This is a genomic window from uncultured Schumannella sp. (assembly GCF_905479755.1).
GTDB lineage: Bacteria > Actinomycetota > Actinomycetes > Actinomycetales > Microbacteriaceae > DCRR01.
Genome location: NZ_CAJQNT010000009.1, coordinates 1 through 17,250 on the forward strand (window position 1 = coordinate 1; position 17,250 = coordinate 17,250).

14 protein-coding genes are annotated in these 17,250 nt (G+C 63.9%); 7 read left to right on the top strand and 7 right to left on the bottom strand.

Translation table 11 applies throughout. The features are described 5' to 3' along the window. Window positions 1–97: 97 nt before the first annotated feature. Window positions 98–1,099, bottom strand: coding sequence for an IS481 family transposase (locus QZ258_RS02570; RefSeq protein WP_294178875.1), 1,002 nt, complete (start codon window positions 1,097–1,099; stop codon window positions 98–100). 95 nt (window positions 1,100–1,194) lie between these two features. On the opposite strand from QZ258_RS02570, the gene QZ258_RS02575 reads away from it, so the two are divergent. Together QZ258_RS02575 and QZ258_RS02580 are read left to right on the top strand one after the other, a co-directional pair. Further along, entirely contained in the window at window positions 1,195–2,046 is an 852-nt protein-coding gene (locus QZ258_RS02575) for an aminoglycoside phosphotransferase family protein (RefSeq protein WP_294178751.1), read from the top strand. Window positions 2,047–2,151: 105 nt separating this feature from the next. Further along, the gene (locus QZ258_RS02580; RefSeq protein WP_294178753.1) at window positions 2,152–2,892 is read left to right on the top strand and encodes a class I SAM-dependent methyltransferase; all 741 of its coding nucleotides are present in this window, start codon (window positions 2,152–2,154) and stop codon (window positions 2,890–2,892) included. Between the two features lie 52 nt (window positions 2,893–2,944). On the opposite strand, the gene QZ258_RS02585 is transcribed toward QZ258_RS02580, so the two are convergent. The 5 genes from QZ258_RS02585 to QZ258_RS02605 all read right to left on the bottom strand — a co-directional run bounded on the left by QZ258_RS02585 (window position 2,945) and on the right by QZ258_RS02605 (window position 6,765). After that, window positions 2,945–4,414, bottom strand: coding sequence for a Fis family transcriptional regulator (locus tag QZ258_RS02585; RefSeq protein WP_294178755.1), 1,470 nt, complete (start codon window positions 4,412–4,414; stop codon window positions 2,945–2,947). A gap of 2 nt (window positions 4,415–4,416) precedes the next feature. Continuing rightward, on the bottom strand, window positions 4,417–4,770 hold the full coding sequence (locus QZ258_RS02590) for a helix-turn-helix transcriptional regulator (RefSeq protein ID WP_294178757.1): 354 nt from the start codon (window positions 4,768–4,770) through the stop codon (window positions 4,417–4,419). Between the two features lie 128 nt (window positions 4,771–4,898). Then, on the bottom strand, window positions 4,899–5,792 hold the full coding sequence (locus QZ258_RS02595) for a tyrosine-type recombinase/integrase (RefSeq protein WP_294178758.1): 894 nt from the start codon (window positions 5,790–5,792) through the stop codon (window positions 4,899–4,901). 24 nt (window positions 5,793–5,816) lie between these two features. Beyond that, window positions 5,817–6,026, bottom strand: a complete 210-nt coding sequence (locus QZ258_RS02600; RefSeq protein WP_294178759.1) for a hypothetical protein — start codon at window positions 6,024–6,026, stop codon at window positions 5,817–5,819. A gap of 277 nt (window positions 6,027–6,303) precedes the next feature. Beyond that, window positions 6,304–6,765, bottom strand: a complete 462-nt coding sequence (locus QZ258_RS02605) for a nuclear transport factor 2 family protein (RefSeq protein ID WP_069599233.1) — start codon at window positions 6,763–6,765, stop codon at window positions 6,304–6,306. An 88-nt stretch (window positions 6,766–6,853) separates the two neighbouring features. Here QZ258_RS02605 and QZ258_RS02610 point away from each other — a divergent pair, with 88 nt between their 5' ends. Continuing rightward, the gene (locus QZ258_RS02610) at window positions 6,854–7,414 is read left to right on the top strand and encodes a TetR/AcrR family transcriptional regulator (RefSeq protein WP_294178794.1); all 561 of its coding nucleotides are present in this window, start codon (window positions 6,854–6,856) and stop codon (window positions 7,412–7,414) included. Window positions 7,415–7,442: 28 nt separating this feature from the next. Here QZ258_RS02610 and QZ258_RS02615 read toward each other — a convergent pair whose 3' ends face one another. Next, on the bottom strand, window positions 7,443–8,993 hold the full coding sequence (locus QZ258_RS02615) for an MFS transporter (protein ID WP_294178795.1): 1,551 nt from the start codon (window positions 8,991–8,993) through the stop codon (window positions 7,443–7,445). Between the two features lie 52 nt (window positions 8,994–9,045). On the opposite strand from QZ258_RS02615, the gene QZ258_RS02620 reads away from it, so the two are divergent. From QZ258_RS02620 to QZ258_RS02635, 4 genes are all read left to right on the top strand, one after another. After that, a complete protein-coding gene (locus tag QZ258_RS02620; RefSeq protein ID WP_294178796.1) occupies window positions 9,046–9,426 on the top strand; it encodes a MerR family DNA-binding transcriptional regulator in 381 nt (126 codons plus the stop codon). 197 nt (window positions 9,427–9,623) lie between these two features. Then, on the top strand, window positions 9,624–13,175 hold the full coding sequence (mobF, locus tag QZ258_RS02625; RefSeq protein ID WP_294178876.1) for a MobF family relaxase: 3,552 nt from the start codon (window positions 9,624–9,626) through the stop codon (window positions 13,173–13,175). 174 nt (window positions 13,176–13,349) lie between these two features. Next, window positions 13,350–15,998, top strand: coding sequence for a TrlF family AAA-like ATPase (locus tag QZ258_RS02630; RefSeq protein WP_294178797.1), 2,649 nt, complete (start codon window positions 13,350–13,352; stop codon window positions 15,996–15,998). Between the two features lie 44 nt (window positions 15,999–16,042). Further along, the gene (locus QZ258_RS02635) at window positions 16,043–17,227 is read left to right on the top strand and encodes a helix-turn-helix domain-containing protein (protein WP_294178798.1); all 1,185 of its coding nucleotides are present in this window, start codon (window positions 16,043–16,045) and stop codon (window positions 17,225–17,227) included. Window positions 17,228–17,250: the final 23 nt, after the last annotated feature.

Below are 17,250 nucleotides of genomic sequence, written 5' to 3' on the forward strand. Positions count from 1 at the left end.
CTGGGCTGCGGTCTCGGTGATGTCATATTCTCCACACTGAGGGTTGAACATATGTTGAAGTCAAGGGCGGTCGTTGAACCGCGAGTGCGATGAACGACTAGGTGTATGAGGCCACCACGTTGGTGACACCGACCGGCAGCCGTGATGCAGGCGGCCTTCCGTGCGATGCGCCGTGGGGTCGGTGGTAGTTGTAGTGGATGTTCCACACGTTGAGCGCTGCCGCACGCTCGTCTTCTGAGGTCCACTCGCGGGCGTAGAGGAACTCCTCAGCCAGGATCCGGTTGTAGCGCTCCACTTTCCCGTTGTGCCTGGGCGTGTACGGAGTGATCCGCTGGTGTCGTGAGCCGAGCATTGCCCTCGCGAAGGCGTCGGCGCGGTAGCACGCACCGTTGTCGGTGACGACGCGGTTAATGCGGGTAATGCCATGGGCTGCAAACCACGCCCTGGCCCTGTGAAGGAACGCGATGGCGGTGACAGCTTTCTCGTCGGACAACGCCTCGGTGTACGCCAGGCGGCTGTATCCGTCGACTGCTGAGTGGAGGTATACGTAGCCGCCGCGTTTGGTCTTCCTCTTTGCCTGCTCGGCTTTCTTGGCCTGGGTGGTACCGCGGCCGTGGATGCGCCAGCCGCCGCCGTCGGGGATCCGGCCGACCTTCTTCACATCGACGTGGACCATGTGTCCCGGCCATCGAGCATTGATCTTGCGAGGCTCGCGGTTCAGGTCCCCGTTAGGGTCAATGAACCGCCGACGGTTGAGTCCGAGCGCTGCGAGGTGGCGGCTCACTGTTCTGCGGCAGATCGGTACACCCTCTACGTGGAGTTCAAACGTGATCCGGCCGGCCGACCACTTGTGGTCGCGTCGCATCTGCTCGATCCGCACCACCACGTTGCCTGGTGTGGCGTGGGGCTGACGCCTGGGCGTGGAAGGGCGGTCGCACAGCCCGAGCTCGCCGTAGCGGCGATATCGGTTGACCCACTTGCTGGCACAAGCCCGGGAGATGCCCATCTCGGCGGCGACGTGGGCGATTGGACGGCTCCGACAGCGCTCGACGAGACGTCGACGCCCCTCGATGGATAGCGGCGAATTGGAAACTGGCAGGCACGGGAGTTCATGAGGCGGGAGTAGCGCCGCGCTGTTCGCGTTGGAGCGTCCGGTTCAGAGGGGTTCCAGAGACGGTCATTAGGCTCAACCCCGTGGACGACGGACTGAGCAGGCTGACGCCCGAGCAACGCGACCTGCTGGTGCACTGGGTGCCCGATGCGGAGGTTCTCGCCGATCACAGTTGGGGTTTGGTGGACACCACAGTCTTGGAGTTGAGGAGCAAGCAGGGGTGCCTCGTCTTGAAAGCTGGTGGGCCGGCCGACCACCACATCGAACGCGAGCTTCGAGCCCATCGGGAGTGGCTGGGGCCGTGGGTTGCGACCGGACACGCGCCGAGCTTGATGTACGGCGACTCCTCGGCAAAGCTGCTGGTCACCATGTACCTGCCCGGCCGGCTCGTGGAAGGAACATCTGCCCAGGACGACCCGGACGCCTACAGGCAGGCTGGCGAGCTACTCGCCAGGTATCACGGCCAGGTGTCAGAACATGATCCTGAGTGGCATGACAAGTTCCGCGAGCGAGTCGAGCGCCACCTCGGTCGACCACACCGGATCGATCCCATCATCGCGAAGTTGGCCTGCGATGAGGTCGCGACTTGGCCCGGGGGAGGGTCCATGGTCGTGCCGACTCACGGCGACTGGCAGCCTCGAAACTGGCTTATCGACGATGGAGTCGTGCGGGTGATCGACTTCGGGCGAGCCGATCTACGTCCGCCGACTGAAGATTTCGTCCGCCTCGCACGACAGGACTTCGCCCGCGATCATAATCTTGAAGCAGCATTCCTCGACGGCTACGGTCGCGATCCTCGAGAGCCCGAGCAATGGCGCAGAGACCTCCTCGGCGAAGCCGTAGGTACGGCTGTTTGGGCGTACGGCGTTGGCGATGAGGAGTTCGAGCGCTTCGGGCACCAACTCCTTCGGTCGTTGTACTCGAACGCCGACTGAGCGAAGAGTCGAACGCGGGCTTTCGTCACAGAGTCAGGGCCTGCAGCCCCAATCCCTCGGTAAATGGTTGGCCGCGTTGCGCGGCGACGTGGAACGCTGCCCGATGTGACGAGCAGCGAAGTGTGGGACGTAGAGACCGCCGCCAAGTACGACGAGGATGCCGCTGAGCACTTCTCACCGGACGTTCTGGATCCAACGGTCGACGTCCTCGAGCGGCTTGCCGAAGACGGCCCGGCACTGGAGTTCGCCATCGGCACTGGACGAGTTGGTATCCCGCTGGCGGCCCGCGGCGTCCCCGTGACGGGCATCGAGTTGTCGGAGCCGATGGTGGCCCAACTCCGACGGAAGATTGGCGACGACGAGCTGCCGGTCGTGGTCGGCGACATGGCTACCACGGTGGTCCCGGGCTCGGGGACGTTCTCGCTCGTCTTTCTTGTGTGGAACAGCATCTCGAACCTCCGGACGCAGGCCGAGCAGGTGCAGTGCTTCAGGAACGCGGCAGACCACCTTCGGCCCGGCGGGCGGTTCGTTATCGACCTCTGGGTTCCCCCGATCCAGCGTCTCCTGCCTGGCGAACAGGCGGTCCCAATGAGCGTCGACGAAGGTCACCTCGTCTTCGACACCTACGACCTCGTGACCCAGGAATGCGCCTCGCACCACTACTACCGCGACGACGACGGCAGCATTCGCTACGGGTCAGGCCACTTCCGCTACATCTGGCCGGCCGAATGCGACCTGATGGCTCAGCTGGCAGGCCTCGAACTCGAGTCCCGGTCGGCTGACTGGAAGGGGAGCCCGTTCCTCGCGACCAGCGGCAGCCACGTTTCGGTCTGGCGCAAGGTCTAGCCGTCAAGACGGCCGACAAGGGCAGCAGCCGCCGTCGCGATGGTCGTCGCGGCTAGCGTGGGCCCGCGTCGTCGCGAACAGCTGCAATGTAGGAGGCGTACGCCGTCGCCGAGTCGATGGCATGGCGCTCGATGGTGGCGGGGGAGTAGCCGAGGGCGTCGGCGATGATCGCTACGGGTGCGAGCTTCGTGAGCTCATGGAGCGTGCCGAGTCGCGCCGCCCGAGTGCTGAATACGTCCTTGAGGCGGCCACGCAGGTGGCCGGGGTCGACGTGGCGGCCAGGGGAGTAGCCACGAAACACCCAGTTGCTGTTGGGGTGTGACGCCGTCAAGTCGTTGCCCGGGTTAGCAGCGAGTTCTCGCCAAGGCTGGTCGAGTGGGTCGGGGAGCGCAATGTCGATCTTGCCCACGCGGACGGTGACGATCTCGTCGCTGACCTTCACGGCGTCCCAGGTCAACGCGACGACGTCTTCGATCTGCTGGCCGAAGACGAGGACGAGGATGGCGGCCGCGCGATCACGCCGCGTGAGCTCTTGGGTGTGCACGACGCGTTCTACGGCCCGGTCTTGATCAAGCGCGCTCATTCTCGCGCTGGTGCCGCGGCGGTGGCGCCGGACCTTCAGCTCAGTATGGACGAGTCGTGCCTTGATGGCCCACCCGAGGAAGCGGTCGCTGAGGAGTCGGGTTGTGGTGCCGTCGTTGATCCACGCGTCGAGGTGTTCCTGCTCGAGTTCGCCGAGTTCGATGGCGCGGTCGGTGAGCCAATTGACGAGTTCGATCGCGACCGTGACCGTTTGCTTGCTGCGTAGGAACGTGCCCTGCGACACGGTCTCCATCTGGTTCATCCGGCGCAGGTGGTGCCACCGGATGTAGCGCCGAATCACGTCGCGGTTCTCTGGGTCTCTGACGCGTTCGAGCGCCTCCTTTGCCCACTCCTCGTAGCGGGCGCGGTAGATGTCGCGTCGGGGGAGCGTGCCGTGCTCGACGAGCAGCCCTCGGACGAAGTCGCGTGTGTGGGACTTCGGCAGCGCGTCGAGGGCCTCGTGGGTGATGAGCGGCGCGATCGCGAGGTCCTGGAGGAACTCGGTGACGTGCTTCTGCCGGATCCAGGTCAGGCCGCTGTTGGAGCGTTTCATCGCCTTGAGTGCGGCCGCCATGGGGACGAGTTCTTCGGCCATGACCCCGGTTGTCGGGTTGGTGAGGAGCCGGTCGACGGTGACGCCGAGGACGCAACCCCAACAGCGCCCGCCGTCGTAGAGCTCGTCCTCCGCGCCGCATTGACGGCAGTCGATGTTGAGTACGACCCCGGAGCATCGCCGGCAGGCGGGTTGCTCGTCGACGACGCCTGGGAGGACGCCGTCGTGGCCGCATGCACAGCGGCCGCGAGTGCGTTTGGCCTGCTGGTAGCAGTAGGTGCAGACGCCTCCGTCAGGCCACCGGGCGACCGTCTGGTGGTGCTGCCCGCAGCGGCCGCAGGGCTCGGGCCAACGGGCCGGATCTTCGGCCTTGCGGGGTCGAGCCACGGCTACTCGTCTTCGTCGTCGGCGACGAGTCGAACCCGGTAGGCGATCGGATCTCCGGGCTTCACGCCAAGGTCCTCGCTGCGCTTGGGCGCGTTGGCGGTCGCCGCCGCGCGCAGCTCCACGACGATCTCGAACAGATCATTGGGCTCACAGTCCAAGATGTCGCACAGCGCCGCGAAGGTGCGCGCCGGGATCCGCTCAGGCGTGCCGGTCACAAGCCGATAGACCTGGCTCTCGGACAGGTTGATGCCGCGCGACTTCAGGAGAGGCATCAGTTCAGTGGTCTTCCAGAGGTTGCGCTGTGCCATGACGGTGCGCAGGTTCCAGCGGAAGCCGATGCGACGCTGCTCAGCCATCGGTGTCCTCCGCTCGATCACCGTCGGACTCTCGGGGCAGACCGACGTACCTTTGCGTCGTTGAGGGCCACACATGGCCGACTTGCTTGTATGCGATCTCGCTGGTCGCGGGGTCCAGGGGAGTGTGCTCACTCATCGAGGTTCTCCTCTCGCTTGCCGATCCGGCGGGCGATCATCTTCTGGACGGTCTTCTGCTTGAAGTCGGCCGACACCGACGTGTACAGACTGGTGGTCGAGGCGTACGAATGCCCGACCTGGGTCTGAACGAACGCCGGGTCGTACCCGGCTTCGATCAGGTGCGTGACGTACGAGTGCCGCAGGCAGTGAAGGCCGAGCTCCGCAGGAAGGCCGGCTGCGTCTCGGGCCGCGGTGAATGCGTCGCCCAAGCCGCCGACCGTCACTCGGTCACCGCGTTCACTGGGCCACAGTGCGGAGGACCGATCAGCAGTCGCGAAGCGGTCCCGGCCGCCGGGGGACGTCCACATCTGCATCATGCCGACCGACCAGTCGAACTTCGGAACGGTGAGCACCGTCCGGCGTCGCGGGCCCGAGCCAGCAGTTCCCTTCGCCCAGCGAACCGTCAGCGCGCCGAACCTGCCGTAGTCAGGCACGTGCGGGTTGGGGCCGAAGTCGTGCAGGTCGAGCATCGCCAGCTCACGCCTGCGCAGACCGTAGGCGTAGCAGAGTTTGAAGGCGATGGAGTCCCGGAAGAGCGTGAGCCAACGCTTGCTGCCTGCCGCGCGAGCTGCGTCGACCTCGTCATCGAGAAAGCTGAAGAGCTTCTCCAACTCGCTGCGCGTGAACGAGCGACGAGCTGGCGGAACCGCATCGTCCGTGGTGTGTTTGGGGCTGTTCCAGTCGAAACAGATCTGCGCCGGGACGTCGCCGAACGTGCGGTCGCAGAACTCGGCCCATCCGTACGCGGGGTTGGTCAGGAACGAGCAGAACATCGCCACCGCGTTGCTGTCTGCCCGCAGCGTGGTCAGGCTGATCGGTTTGTCTCCGGACCGGCGGTCGCCCATGTAGTCGTCGATGTCGACGGGCTGTCAGGTCCACGGGAACTTGCCCGAGTACGCCTGAAATCGCCTAACGACGCCGCATCTGGTCTTGATCGTGTCGACCTGGAGGCCACGGGCCAGCATCTGTGCACTCCACCGGTCCAGCATGGCCTCGAAGACGCGCTCGTCGGCACGGAACAGTCCAACGGCGTCGTCGCGGAGGAACCCCGGAACGAAGCCCGGAACCGACTGATCCATCGCCACCTCACAACAGCGGAAACTTGCATTAGATGCAAGTAACCTACGCTCACCTGCTGCGATGCGCCATCGACCCGCCGATGTCGGGGTGTCGTGTCGAACGCGATCTACCGGGCTGACCTGCGGGAACTGCGCGATCGACCAGAGACGGGAGTTCTCGCATCTAATGCAACTCCCGATAGTTGTGTGGCAATAACGTGCTTTCTGTAAAACGAGGAGGGGGCCCGGCCGCGTACGACCAGGCTCGCCTCCTCAAGGGGCAAGGCTGGTGGACTGGCTACTGGAGGGGAATTTCGACGCCACGCTCGCTCTCTGGTCGTGGGCCGAAGATTCGCCGGTCTGCCTCATTGATCCGCGCGTCGTTGATGCTGGCCTCGCGTCGCTCCATCAGGCCTTCGGTGCTGAACTGCCACAGTTCGTTGCCGTAGCTGCGCCACGACTGTCCCGTCGCGTCGTGCCACTCGTACTGGAAACGGACGGCGATGCGATTCTCGCGGAATCCCCACAGGCTCTTGCGCAGGGCGTAGTCGAACTCGCGCTCCCACTTGCTGGTCAAGAACTGGATGATCTCCTCGCGACCGGTGACGAACACGTCGCGGTTACGCCACGCTGAGTCGGGCGTGTAGGCCATGGCGACCCGCTGCGGGTCGCGCGTGTTCCAGGCGTCCTCGGCTGCCTGCACCTTCTGCAGTGCCGTTTGCTCTGTGAACGGAGGGAACGGTGGGCGTGATTCGTTCATGATTCCTTCCTCGTTGAGAACGGACGTTCTCAACGTGTGTTCAGCTATCGTAGAGAACGCCCGTTCTCAACGTCAAGAAGGACTCCCCATGCCAGCGCCGATCAGCGAAGAACAGAAGACCCGCAGCCGCGCCGCACTCCTGGACGCCGCCGAAGCGCTCTTCTATGAACGCGGCATCCAGGCGGTCAGCATGGATGCCATCCGCACCGCCGCAGGGATGCCCTTGAAGCGGATCTACGGGATGTTCTCAACGAAGGAAGACCTGGTCGTTGCGGTTCTGCAGCGACGAGATCGCCGCTGGCGAGCCAGCCTGACCGAATACGTGGAGCAGCACGAGGATCCTCGCGAACGGGTGTTGTCAATCTTCGACTGGCTTGAGCGATGGTTCGCCGAGCCCGACTTTCGCGGCTGCGCCTGGATCAACGCCTACGGCGAACTGGGCTCCACCTCACCTGCGATCCTCGTCGAGGTCCGTGCACACAAGCAGGCCTTCCACGAACAGATCGCTACGTGGGTCGAGGCTGCCGCGAACGTGCCAGCAGAACCTGTGAGCCTCCTGGCTGAAGGCGCGATCGTCACCGCCGCGTTCACCGGAGACACGAGGGCCGCCCGCCCCGCTCAGGCCGCCGCCAAAGCCCTCATCAACTGAGCGTCAACAACCTTTCGTCCCGCAACAACTAGGCATCGGAAGGCCGTTCGCCAGCAGCCGTTGGCGCTGGTGTGGGAGGTTGTCCGTCGCTGGGCGACTTACCCTTGCTGGTAATCATCACGACGCAGGCCAGCGCCAGGAGCAGGACGGCGGCACCGGCGGTGATGGCGGATTGTCCAGCGTTGAAAGCCGATTGCGCCGCTTCCAATAGCGTGTTCCCGACCGTTTCGGGGAGGGTGTCGGCAGTTGCGACGGCGTTCTGGAGTGACTGCCCGGCTTGCTCGGCATCGCTGGCACTCAACTCCGGAGGAAGCGAGAGTGTGTTGCGGTAGACCACTGAGGCGGCGGTGCCAAGAACGGCGATGCTCAGCGCTGCCCCGAGTTCGGAACTTGTCTCCGACAGCGCCGAAGCCGACCCCGCGTGATCGGGCGGCGCAGCAGCGACGGTGAGATCAGTGGCCAGAGAGAGAAACGCGGTCACCCCAACGCTCAGTGCGACACCGCCCAGCAGCACCAAGACGAGTGACTGCGTGGGCGTGGCCAACGCGATACCGAACAAGCCGATGCTCGCGGCCCCCAGACCGAGGACGATGACGCGCGGTTTCGATAGCCGGGTAATGAGGACACTGGCCAGAATCGCGCCGCCGATCCCGAACACGGCCATCGGAATCATCGCCAGCGACGCCAGCAGCGGAGAGAGGCCGAGCACGAGTTGCATGTACTGAGCCAGCGACATATTCGGCCCGGTGAGCGCAAACATCCCGACCGCGACGATCAGCAGTCCGAGCCTGACGCCAGGCACGCGGATCAGGTCGCGGTCGATTAGGGGATGCCGTGCACGGCGCTGATGCCACACGAACCCGGAACCGGCTGCCAGCGTGAGAGCGAGAAGAAGCCACTCGGGCACACCCCAGACGCCGGAGGCTGCTTGCTTGAGCAACGCCATCGCCGAGACCACCAGCGTGAGACCGATCAGAGCACCGACGAGGGGCAACGGCGCGGGCGTCTTTGCACGAGACTCCGCTACCCACAGTCGCAACCCGAGCAGCAGGAGCACCACGACAGGGGCATTGATGATGAACACCGACCCCCAGGGGAAGAACTCAAGCAGCCCGCCAGCGACCACCGGCCCCAGCGCACCGCCCGCCGCGAACGCTGCCGTCCACAGGCCGATGGCTCTGGCGCGTTGCTGTTCGTCGGTGAACGTCGTGCGGATGAGCGCGAGCGTCGAGGGCATCAGCGTGGCACCACCGAACCCCATCATCGCGCGAGCGAAGATCAGCCACCCCGCGGAGGTCGAAAACGCCGCAGCCAACGACGCGAGACCGAACAGCACCGCCCCGATCACGAGCAGGCGGCGGCGTCCGATGCGATCCCCGAGCCTGCCCGCCGGAATCAGCAGCGCAGCCAGGACGAACCCATACACGTCCATGATCCACAAAAGTTGCGAACCAGACGGACGCAACTGCTCACTCAGCGAGGGCACCGCGAGGTAGAGCACCGTGAGATCCATCGACACCACCACAACCGGCAGCAGCAACGTGGTCAGGGCCAGACGCTGGCGTGTACTCATCTTCATACCCACGACGCTAGAACTTGAACATTGGTTGAAGTCAAGCCATGCTGGAAGCATGACTATCATCGAGACTGACGCGCCCGAGTTGCTGACGGTCGGCGAGACGGCTGAACTCAGCGGCACCGCGACCTCGGCGATCCGCTTCTACGAGCGGCAAGGGCTCATCGAGTCACAGCGCACCTCCGGCAACCAGCGCCGTTACCAGCACTGGGTTCCCTGCGTGGTTCGCGTAGCCCGGGTCGCCCAGCGCGTCGGGTTGTCCGTGCAGGAGATCGCCAAGGTGCTGGAAGACGTTCCGGACGAGCCGACCCCCGAGGACTGGCAACGACTGACCGACCACCTCATCGCCGATGCTGAACGCCGGATCGCCGAACTCCACGCCGTGCTCGCAGACCTGAAATCTGAAACCAAGCGCTGCGACCTTCCCAGTCGCTGACTCCCGACTCCTACATTCGAACTCGCGACCCTCTACGACAGCGCCGTCGTTCCTGCCTCAGTTTGCTGAGGCTTTTTCGAGCACCTGATATTTCCCCCACACGTCTGGCACTAAGAGTGCGGGCCGCGCGCTGCGCGCGCACCTGACCCCCGAGATCGTCCCTCCTGTGACGGTCTTGGGGAGGGGCCGTCGTGGTGATGACCATCCGGGTCATGTCGTCCGGCAAGGGCTACGAGTACCTGTTGAAATCCGTTGTCGTTGGTGATGGTGATCGGGAGATGAGCAGCCCGCTGACCCGGTACTACACCGAGTCCGGCTGCCCGCCCGGAACGTGGGTCGGCACCGGCCTGATGAGCCTCGACGACGGGCGCAGCTCAGCGTTGGCCGAGGGCGACACGGTGACCGAGGAACACCTGGCCCGACTGCTCGGTGATGGCATCCACCCGGTCACCGGCGAGAAGCTTGGCAAGAGGTTCCCCTCGCTGCAACCCCCGCGCGAGCGGATTGCGGCCCGTATTGCACGACTTGACGCCGACTTGCGAGGCGAGGCACGGACCGAGGCTGTGGATCGCATTCGCGAGGAGGAGGTTGCGAAGAAGCCGCGCACCGCCGTTGCAGGGTTCGACTTGACGTTCTCCCCGCCGAAGTCGGTCAGTGCGATCTGGGGCTTGGCCGACGCGGGAACGCAAACGCTGATCGCGCAGGCGCATCACGCCGCGATGCGCGACACGATCGCGATGCTGGAAGATCGCGTCACCGCAACCCGCGTAGGCGCGGGCGGTATCGCGCAGATGCCGATCATGGGCGTGATCGCCACGGCGTTCGACCACTACGACTCCCGAGCCGCCGACCCGCAACTACATACGCACGTCGTGGTGTCGAACAAGGTGCAGGGCGAGGACGGACGGTGGCGCACGCTCGACTCCCGCCGACTACACAAGGCCGCTGTCGCTCTCTCCGAGTCGTACAACGCCTTCGTCACCGACCACACCGCGCGGCTTCTCGGCGTGACGTGGGTGCCGGTCGACCGGGGCAAAGACCGCAACACCGGGTGGGAGATCGAGGGCGTACCGGCAGAACTGATCGCGGAGTTCTCCCGTCGCACCACCGGAGGCGTTGACGGTAGGGAGGGCATCGAACAGGTCAAGAACCGGCTGATCGAGCAGTACGTCGCTGAGCACGGGCGGCAACCCTCGGCGGCGACGATTGCGAAGCTCCGCCAGCAGGCGACCTTGGAGACCAGGCCCGAGAAAGAACTGCACTCACTGTCCGAACTCACCGCCGACTGGCGTGCGCGAGCCGAGGTCGTACTCGGTGAGGACGCAACTACGTGGGCACAACACCTGCTCGACCGGGGTGCGACCAAAGCCCGACTCCGCGCGGATGATCTCGGGCTGGAGCAGATCGAGGATCTCGCATCCGTGGTGCTGATGGAGGTAGCGAACAGGCGTGCAACCTGGGGGCGATGGAACCTGCACGCCGAGACGATGCGGCAGATCATGGGTGTCCGGTTCGCAACCACCGACGACCGTATCCGCGTGCTCGATCAGATCGTCGCGCACGCCGAGGCCGAATCGCTCCGGCTCACCCCGGACTACGACCGCGCCGTACCCGCCCACTACATCGAGGGTGAGGGCAACAGGTTCCAGCTGGTCGATCAGATCGCATACTCCAGCCAAGACATCCTCGACGCCGAGCAGCGCCTCCTCGCGCACAGCCAGCGCACTGGCGGGCCAGCACTGACGGCGCGGCTCGTCGCACGTCACACTTCCCGCAAGATCAGGGGCGTCCGGCTCGACCCCGACCAGACCATCGCTATCACCCGCATCGCCCGCTCCGGGCTGACCCTCGATCTGCTCGTCGGCCCCGCCGGTTCCGGCAAAACCACCGCGCTGCGTGCCCTGCATCGGGCATGGACAGCAGCGCACGGGCGCGACTCAGTGATTGGCCTCGCACCGTCAGCAGCAGCCGCCGAAGTGCTCGGCGACTCGCTCGGTGTTCGGGCGGAGAACACCGCGAAGTTTCTCTACGAACACCACCACGGGCGTTGGAACCTCGAAGCCGGGCAGCTCGTGCTCGTGGACGAGTCCTCCCTGGCCGGAACTCTCGCGCTCGATCGGATCACCGAGCACGCCGCCGAGGTCGGAGCCAAGGTCGTGCTCATCGGCGATTGGGCGCAGCTGAGCGCGGTCGAAACAGGTGGGGCGTTCGGGATGCTCGTCCGCCACCGCGATCAGGTTCCCGAACTCACCGATGTGCGCCGCTTCGCCAACGACTGGGAGAAGACCGCGAGCCTCAGCCTGCGACACGGAAACACCGACGCGCTCGACGACTACCAGGCGCGCGGCAGACTACTCGACGGCGACGCCGAGACGATGCTCGACAGCATCTACGAGGCATGGCGCACCGACCGCGACGAAGGCCTGCGCACGCTGATGATCGCGGGCACCGGCGAGATGGTCGCCCAACTCAACGAACGCGCCCGCGCCGACCTGATTGAAGCCGGACAGGTCGAGGCCGATGGCCTGCGTCTGCACGACGGCACCACCGCAGGCGTTGGCGATCTCGTCGTCACCCGGCTCAACGACCGCCGCCTGTCCGCCGGCAGAGCGTGGGTCAAGAACGGCGACCGTTGGCAGGTCACCCGCCGCTACGGCGACGGTTCGCTCGCTGTGCGCCGCTTGGGGCGCGGCGATCAACCTCACGGCAAGGCACTCGTGTTGCCCGCGAGATACGTGCGTCAGGAACTCGAACTCGGCTACGCCTCCACGGTTCACCGTGCCCAAGGAGCAAGCGTCGATACCGCGCACGCGCTGGTTGATCCCGAAGCCTCGTCACGGGAGTCGTTCTACGTGGCGATGACGCGCGGCAAGCTCCGCAACCATGCCTACGTGATCGTGCCCGACCCGCACGAGGTCGAGCCGCATCTCGACCAGCCTGAACTGCTGACCCTGACAGACCGGCTCGCCAAGGTGCTCGCCCGAACCGACGCCGACCTGTCCGTGACCGAAACCTTGACGCTCGAGGTAGACCGGCACGCCTCGCTGTCCACGCTGCTGGACGAGTACGACGTGCTCGCCCGCGAAGCACAGACCGACCGCTGGGCCACGCTGCTCGATGGCGCACCGTTCCCCGAGAACGTGGCCGACGACGTGTTCACCAGTCCCTACTATGAGCACTTGGAGAGCGCACTCGCGCGTCACGAGGCAGCCGGCCATCTCGCCGCGGTCGCGCTCACCGCGCTCGCACCGAGGATCACACCGGGCGAAGACCAGGCCGACCCCGCCGCGCAGCTGGCTGACATGCTCGACCAAGCCACTCAGAAGCTCCGGCCCGGTAAACGAACCAGGGTACGAGTCGCCGGACTCATCCCGACGCCCGCCGAGCCGATCGCGTACGACATGCAGACCGCACTCACCGAACGGCAGAGACTCATCGAAGCCGCCGCAGGGCGACTCGTAGATGAGGCACAGAGTGTCGGAGCAAGCTGGGCCTCACGACTTGGCAAGCCTCCGACCCAGCCAAGAGCGCGAACGCAGTGGCAGGCGCACGCGGTCACCATCGCGCTGTATCGATACCGCTACGAGGTGACCGGCTCCTCGCCATTGGGAGAGGCCCAGAGCGTCCGCACGCCCGAACAAGCGGCCGAACACCGGACAGCGCGGTCCGCCTTCGCTCAGCTCCGGCAGCTCAGCACACGCACCGACAGCTTCCAGCGCCCAAGCATCGACCGTGTACGCCGACTCTAGGTAGGGGTTGGTTCTGCCTGCGCGAGGACGTGTGTCTCTCGTACACTGATGACATGTGACCGTGCTCGCGAGGAGGAGTTCCATGTCGATAGAAGCGGACGCCTCCAGACAGGGTGGCTCCCAGCTCTCAGGCCCATCTGGTGTGGATATTGCCAGTGGGGACAGAGCGAGGCGGTGGCTGAAGTGATTGACACACAATCATCTGGCGACGACGGGTCGCGTGGTGCGCGCTGGGTTCGTGCGGCTCTGCAGGTGAACCCATACGGGTATGTTGGCAACCCTTCGCCCTCCAAGAGCTTCGCCGATGAGGCGGCCTACAACGCTGCACTGATCGTCGAACTAAAGGCTCAGCAGATCGAGCTAATCGCGATCACGGACCATTGGAACGCGAGTAGTGCGTCTCAGCTCATCGTCGATGTGGAGGCTGCAGGCATCGTCGCACTTCCTGGCTTCGAGGCGAACACCTCTGAAGGCATCCACTTGCTGGTGATATTCGAACGTGGCACAGCGATTGAGCAGATCACTGCGGCGATCGGCGCTTGTGGGTTGACGCCTGGTGCGGCGAAGGGCACTACGAAGAAGTCTTACGGCGACATTTTGACGGATATGTGCGGGCGAGGCGCTTTAGTTATTCCGGCACATGCCAACGTCGCAAACGCCGGGCTCCTGAGTCGAGCCAAGGGCGACACTCTCGCCGAGATGGTTAAGCACCCAGATTTGCTCGCCATCGGCATCACCCCCTCCGCAGCCCCGCTTGGCGATCAGATCAAGATCCTCAAGGGCACCAGGCCCTACGATCGGCCGCACTCGCTCGTTGCCATTCATGCAGATGATGTATCCGATCCTGCGACCCTGGCCTCTGCTGGTGCGAGCACTTGGTTCAAGATGAGTAGTCCGAGTTTGCTTGGACTTCGCCACGCAGTGAAGACACCAGAGACGCGGGTTAGCACAGTCGATCCGGCATCGACGTCACGCGTGCTGCTCCGCGAAATTTCATGGGATGGCGGCTACCTCGACGGCCAGAGGATCTATCTTGCTGAAGACCTCACGGCGCTCATTGGCGGTCGAGGTACTGGTAAGTCCACTGCTATCGAAAGTCTCCGCTACGTGTTGGAGATTTCGCCTATCGGTCAAGCATCAAGTGATGACCACAAAGACATGGTCAAAAACGTGCTCGGCGCTGGAACGGTAGTCTCGCTTGTTGTGGACGTGGTGACTCCGAGTCCCGCACGTTTCACGATCGAGCGCACCATCAACAACCCGGCAATAGTCCGTGACTCCAGCGGTACGCAAACAAGTCAGCGGCCACGCGATGTTGTCGGAAACCTTGAGATCTTTGGTCAACACGAACTCGCCGAGCTGGCCCAGGACAAAGACCTCATGGCCGAACTGGTCGCGAGAGTGGCAGGAAAGCCAACGTCGCCCGCCGAACGAGATCAGCTTCTGAAAGACCTGGCCGACAATCGGGACGATATCGCTAAGCACGAGCGGGATCGCGAAGCGTTGGAGAACGAACTCGCAGACATTCCGCGCCTTACCGAGAGCATGGAAGCCTTCGAGAAGACCGACCTTGCGGCGAAGCTTGACCAGAAGACCCGGCTTGATAAGGACGAGGCGGTGCTCACCGAGGCGTCTGAGCGAGTCCAGCAGGTTGAAGACTTCATTAGTGGATGGGGGCTTGAGGCTCTGAGTGAAGAGCTTCGCGCTGAGCTCGCTGATGTCGATGACTCTCCACGTAAAGGTACTTTGCAGCAACTCAAGCCAGTGCTCGATGCGCTCGCCAAAGTGTTGGAGCAGACTGCCGCAACGGCGCGTTCCGCCGTTGACGATGCGAAGAAGAAGATCGAAGCGACCGAGCAGGCTTGGAAAGACGGGACCAAAACTGAGAGCGACGGTGTCGCGGCCGTTCTGCGTGAGTTGGTCGAACAGGGGCACAAGCCTGATGAGTACCTGACTCTGCAGTCGAATCTGATTCGGCTGAAGAAGCGAGCGGAAAAGCGGGCTAACTTCGACAAGGAAAAGAAGAAGCTCCTGGGGGCGCGAGCCAAGTTGCTCCGTCAGCTCTCCGATATCGACAAGAAGACCGCGTCCGATCTCAAGAAGGCCATCAAAGCTTCAAACGAGGCAACTGCGGGTGCTGTCATAGTGAAGCCGATCGCCTCGCCGGATCGAAGCCAGATCAAAGCGGTAGTCTCCAAGCACTTCTCGACCCAACGTAGTCAAATATTCTCGGCCATCGATAAAGATGACTTCAGTGTCGCGGCATTCGTGGCGGCTGCGCGATCAGGCTTAGACGCTATCTCTGCGCTGGGTATCACTGGGGCTCAAGCGAAAGCCATCGTCGAGTGCGGCGAACCTCTGTTCCGGGAGTTCGAAGAGCAGACCGTTGGATTGGCAGTGGAGGTGCAGCTGAACGTCGCCGTCAAAGGTCAGCCAGCGACCTGGCGTCGCCTTGAAGACCTATCGAAGGGCCAACGAGCGACTGCCCTCCTGCTGCTCCTGCTCGGAGCGTCGATGAGCCCTCTGGTCATCGACCAACCCGAGGACGATCTGGACAACCGATTCGTTTACGACGGAGTTGTCCAGAAGCTGCGATCGTTGAAAGGAACTCGGCAGCTGATTGTCAGTACGCACAATGCTAATGTTCCCGTTCTTGGAGACGCCGAGTTGGTTGTGACGCTCGAGGCCGATGGACAGCGTGGGCGAACAGTTGCCGATGGCGTCGGATCGCTCGATGACCCGACGGTCCGAAAGTACGCGGAAGACCTGCTCGAAGGCGGACGTGCGGCGTTCGACGCACGAAAACGCCTCTACGACTTCTGATAGCACATGCCAACTTCATCGCTGCCCGCTGCGAAGACAGCATCATGACGGACCAGCCCGAGCCTTCACGACATCAAGAGATTAGTGCGGTTGCGCAGCAGATGCTTGCTCTCGGCGAGTCGGGCCGCTACGAGTTCAAGCGCGACGTTGAAGCTGTCTCGGTCGGTCTTCTCGCTGCCCTCGCAAACTGGGTGGCCGCTGAACCGGACCGCGAGGTCGCCCACCTTGTCGTCGGGGTAGATGAGGTAGAGGACAAGACCACGGGGCTCGTGCACGGGCAACCTTTCGGATTGCCCAGAGGTCTCGATAAGGCCGTATCCCGTATTCAAGACGTGGCGAGCAAGACACGACCAGTCCCGGTCGAAGTCTTCATTGTGGAGGAGGGAGTAGCCGAGCCAACGCCGTTCGTCCGCGTAGAGGTGCGCCCGACCATGCCGCCACACTTCGATGACCAGGGCCGTCGCCAAACGCGGCAGGGCCGTTCCACGCGCGCGCTGACAGATGAAGAGCTGCTACGCATCTACCTGGACCGCGAAGCGGGTAGTTTTGCGATGCGCTTCCGTCAGGTCAGTGATGAACTTCGTTCAGCTGTCGGCGCCGTGGGCAGTCAGGTCGACCAGATCGCTGAAGGGATCGAGAACAACGTCGCTACACCAATCCTGGCGCTCACCAGAACCACACACGACGCCGCAGACGCAGCAGAGTCTGCCTCATCTTCCGCAGACTCCGCTGCGTCTTCAGCCGATACCGTGTCCTATGAAGTCGAGCATGTACAACGCATCGTTCGTGAGCTTCAGCGAGTCGTCGAGGACATCCAAGACGACTCCACTCAGAACCTGGCATACAGAGTCATGCGGCTTCGGCGAAAGGTCTGGTGGAACTTCACTGTCGACACCTGGGAGCACAAGTCCAAGCGCGCGGATCAGTTGGAGTCTCGGCTCCGTGAGCTTCTCTCCGGCGAGGTCTCCCTTGAGGCAGACCGGAACACCTGGGAACTCCGAGTCTGGCAAGACCTACTCAAGGACCGCCGTGCACAGCGCGGTGAACGCGGCACACAGAAGTGGTGGGATGCAGCAATCCGTGAGGTCATCTTGTTCATGGAGAGCCCTGCGTACGCCGCACCCGACCTGCCAGAGCTTCGTGCCGCGCTTAAGGCCGACCTCGACCACGAGATTGACGATCCCGATAGCGTGACGAACCTATTCCGCAGGCTCGTCGAAGACTCGTAAGCAGTCACCCGAAGTAGTGGTGC

Coding starts and splice junctions, on each gene's coding strand:
- QZ258_RS02600 (WP_294178759.1), bottom strand. CDS start 6,026: ATGGATCAGTCGGTTCCGGGCTTCGTTCCGGGGTTCCTCCGCGACGAC.
- QZ258_RS02635 (WP_294178798.1), top strand. CDS start 16,043: ATGACGGACCAGCCCGAGCCTTCACGACATCAAGAGATTAGTGCGGTT.
- QZ258_RS02610 (WP_294178794.1), top strand. CDS start 6,854: ATGCCAGCGCCGATCAGCGAAGAACAGAAGACCCGCAGCCGCGCCGCA.
- QZ258_RS02605 (WP_069599233.1), bottom strand. CDS start 6,765: ATGAACGAATCACGCCCACCGTTCCCTCCGTTCACAGAGCAAACGGCA.
- mobF (WP_294178876.1), top strand. CDS start 9,624: ATGACCATCCGGGTCATGTCGTCCGGCAAGGGCTACGAGTACCTGTTG.
- QZ258_RS02590 (WP_294178757.1), bottom strand. CDS start 4,770: ATGGCTGAGCAGCGTCGCATCGGCTTCCGCTGGAACCTGCGCACCGTC.
- QZ258_RS02615 (WP_294178795.1), bottom strand. CDS start 8,993: ATGAAGATGAGTACACGCCAGCGTCTGGCCCTGACCACGTTGCTGCTG.
- QZ258_RS02620 (WP_294178796.1), top strand. CDS start 9,046: ATGACTATCATCGAGACTGACGCGCCCGAGTTGCTGACGGTCGGCGAG.
- QZ258_RS02595 (WP_294178758.1), bottom strand. CDS start 5,792: ATGGGCGACCGCCGGTCCGGAGACAAACCGATCAGCCTGACCACGCTG.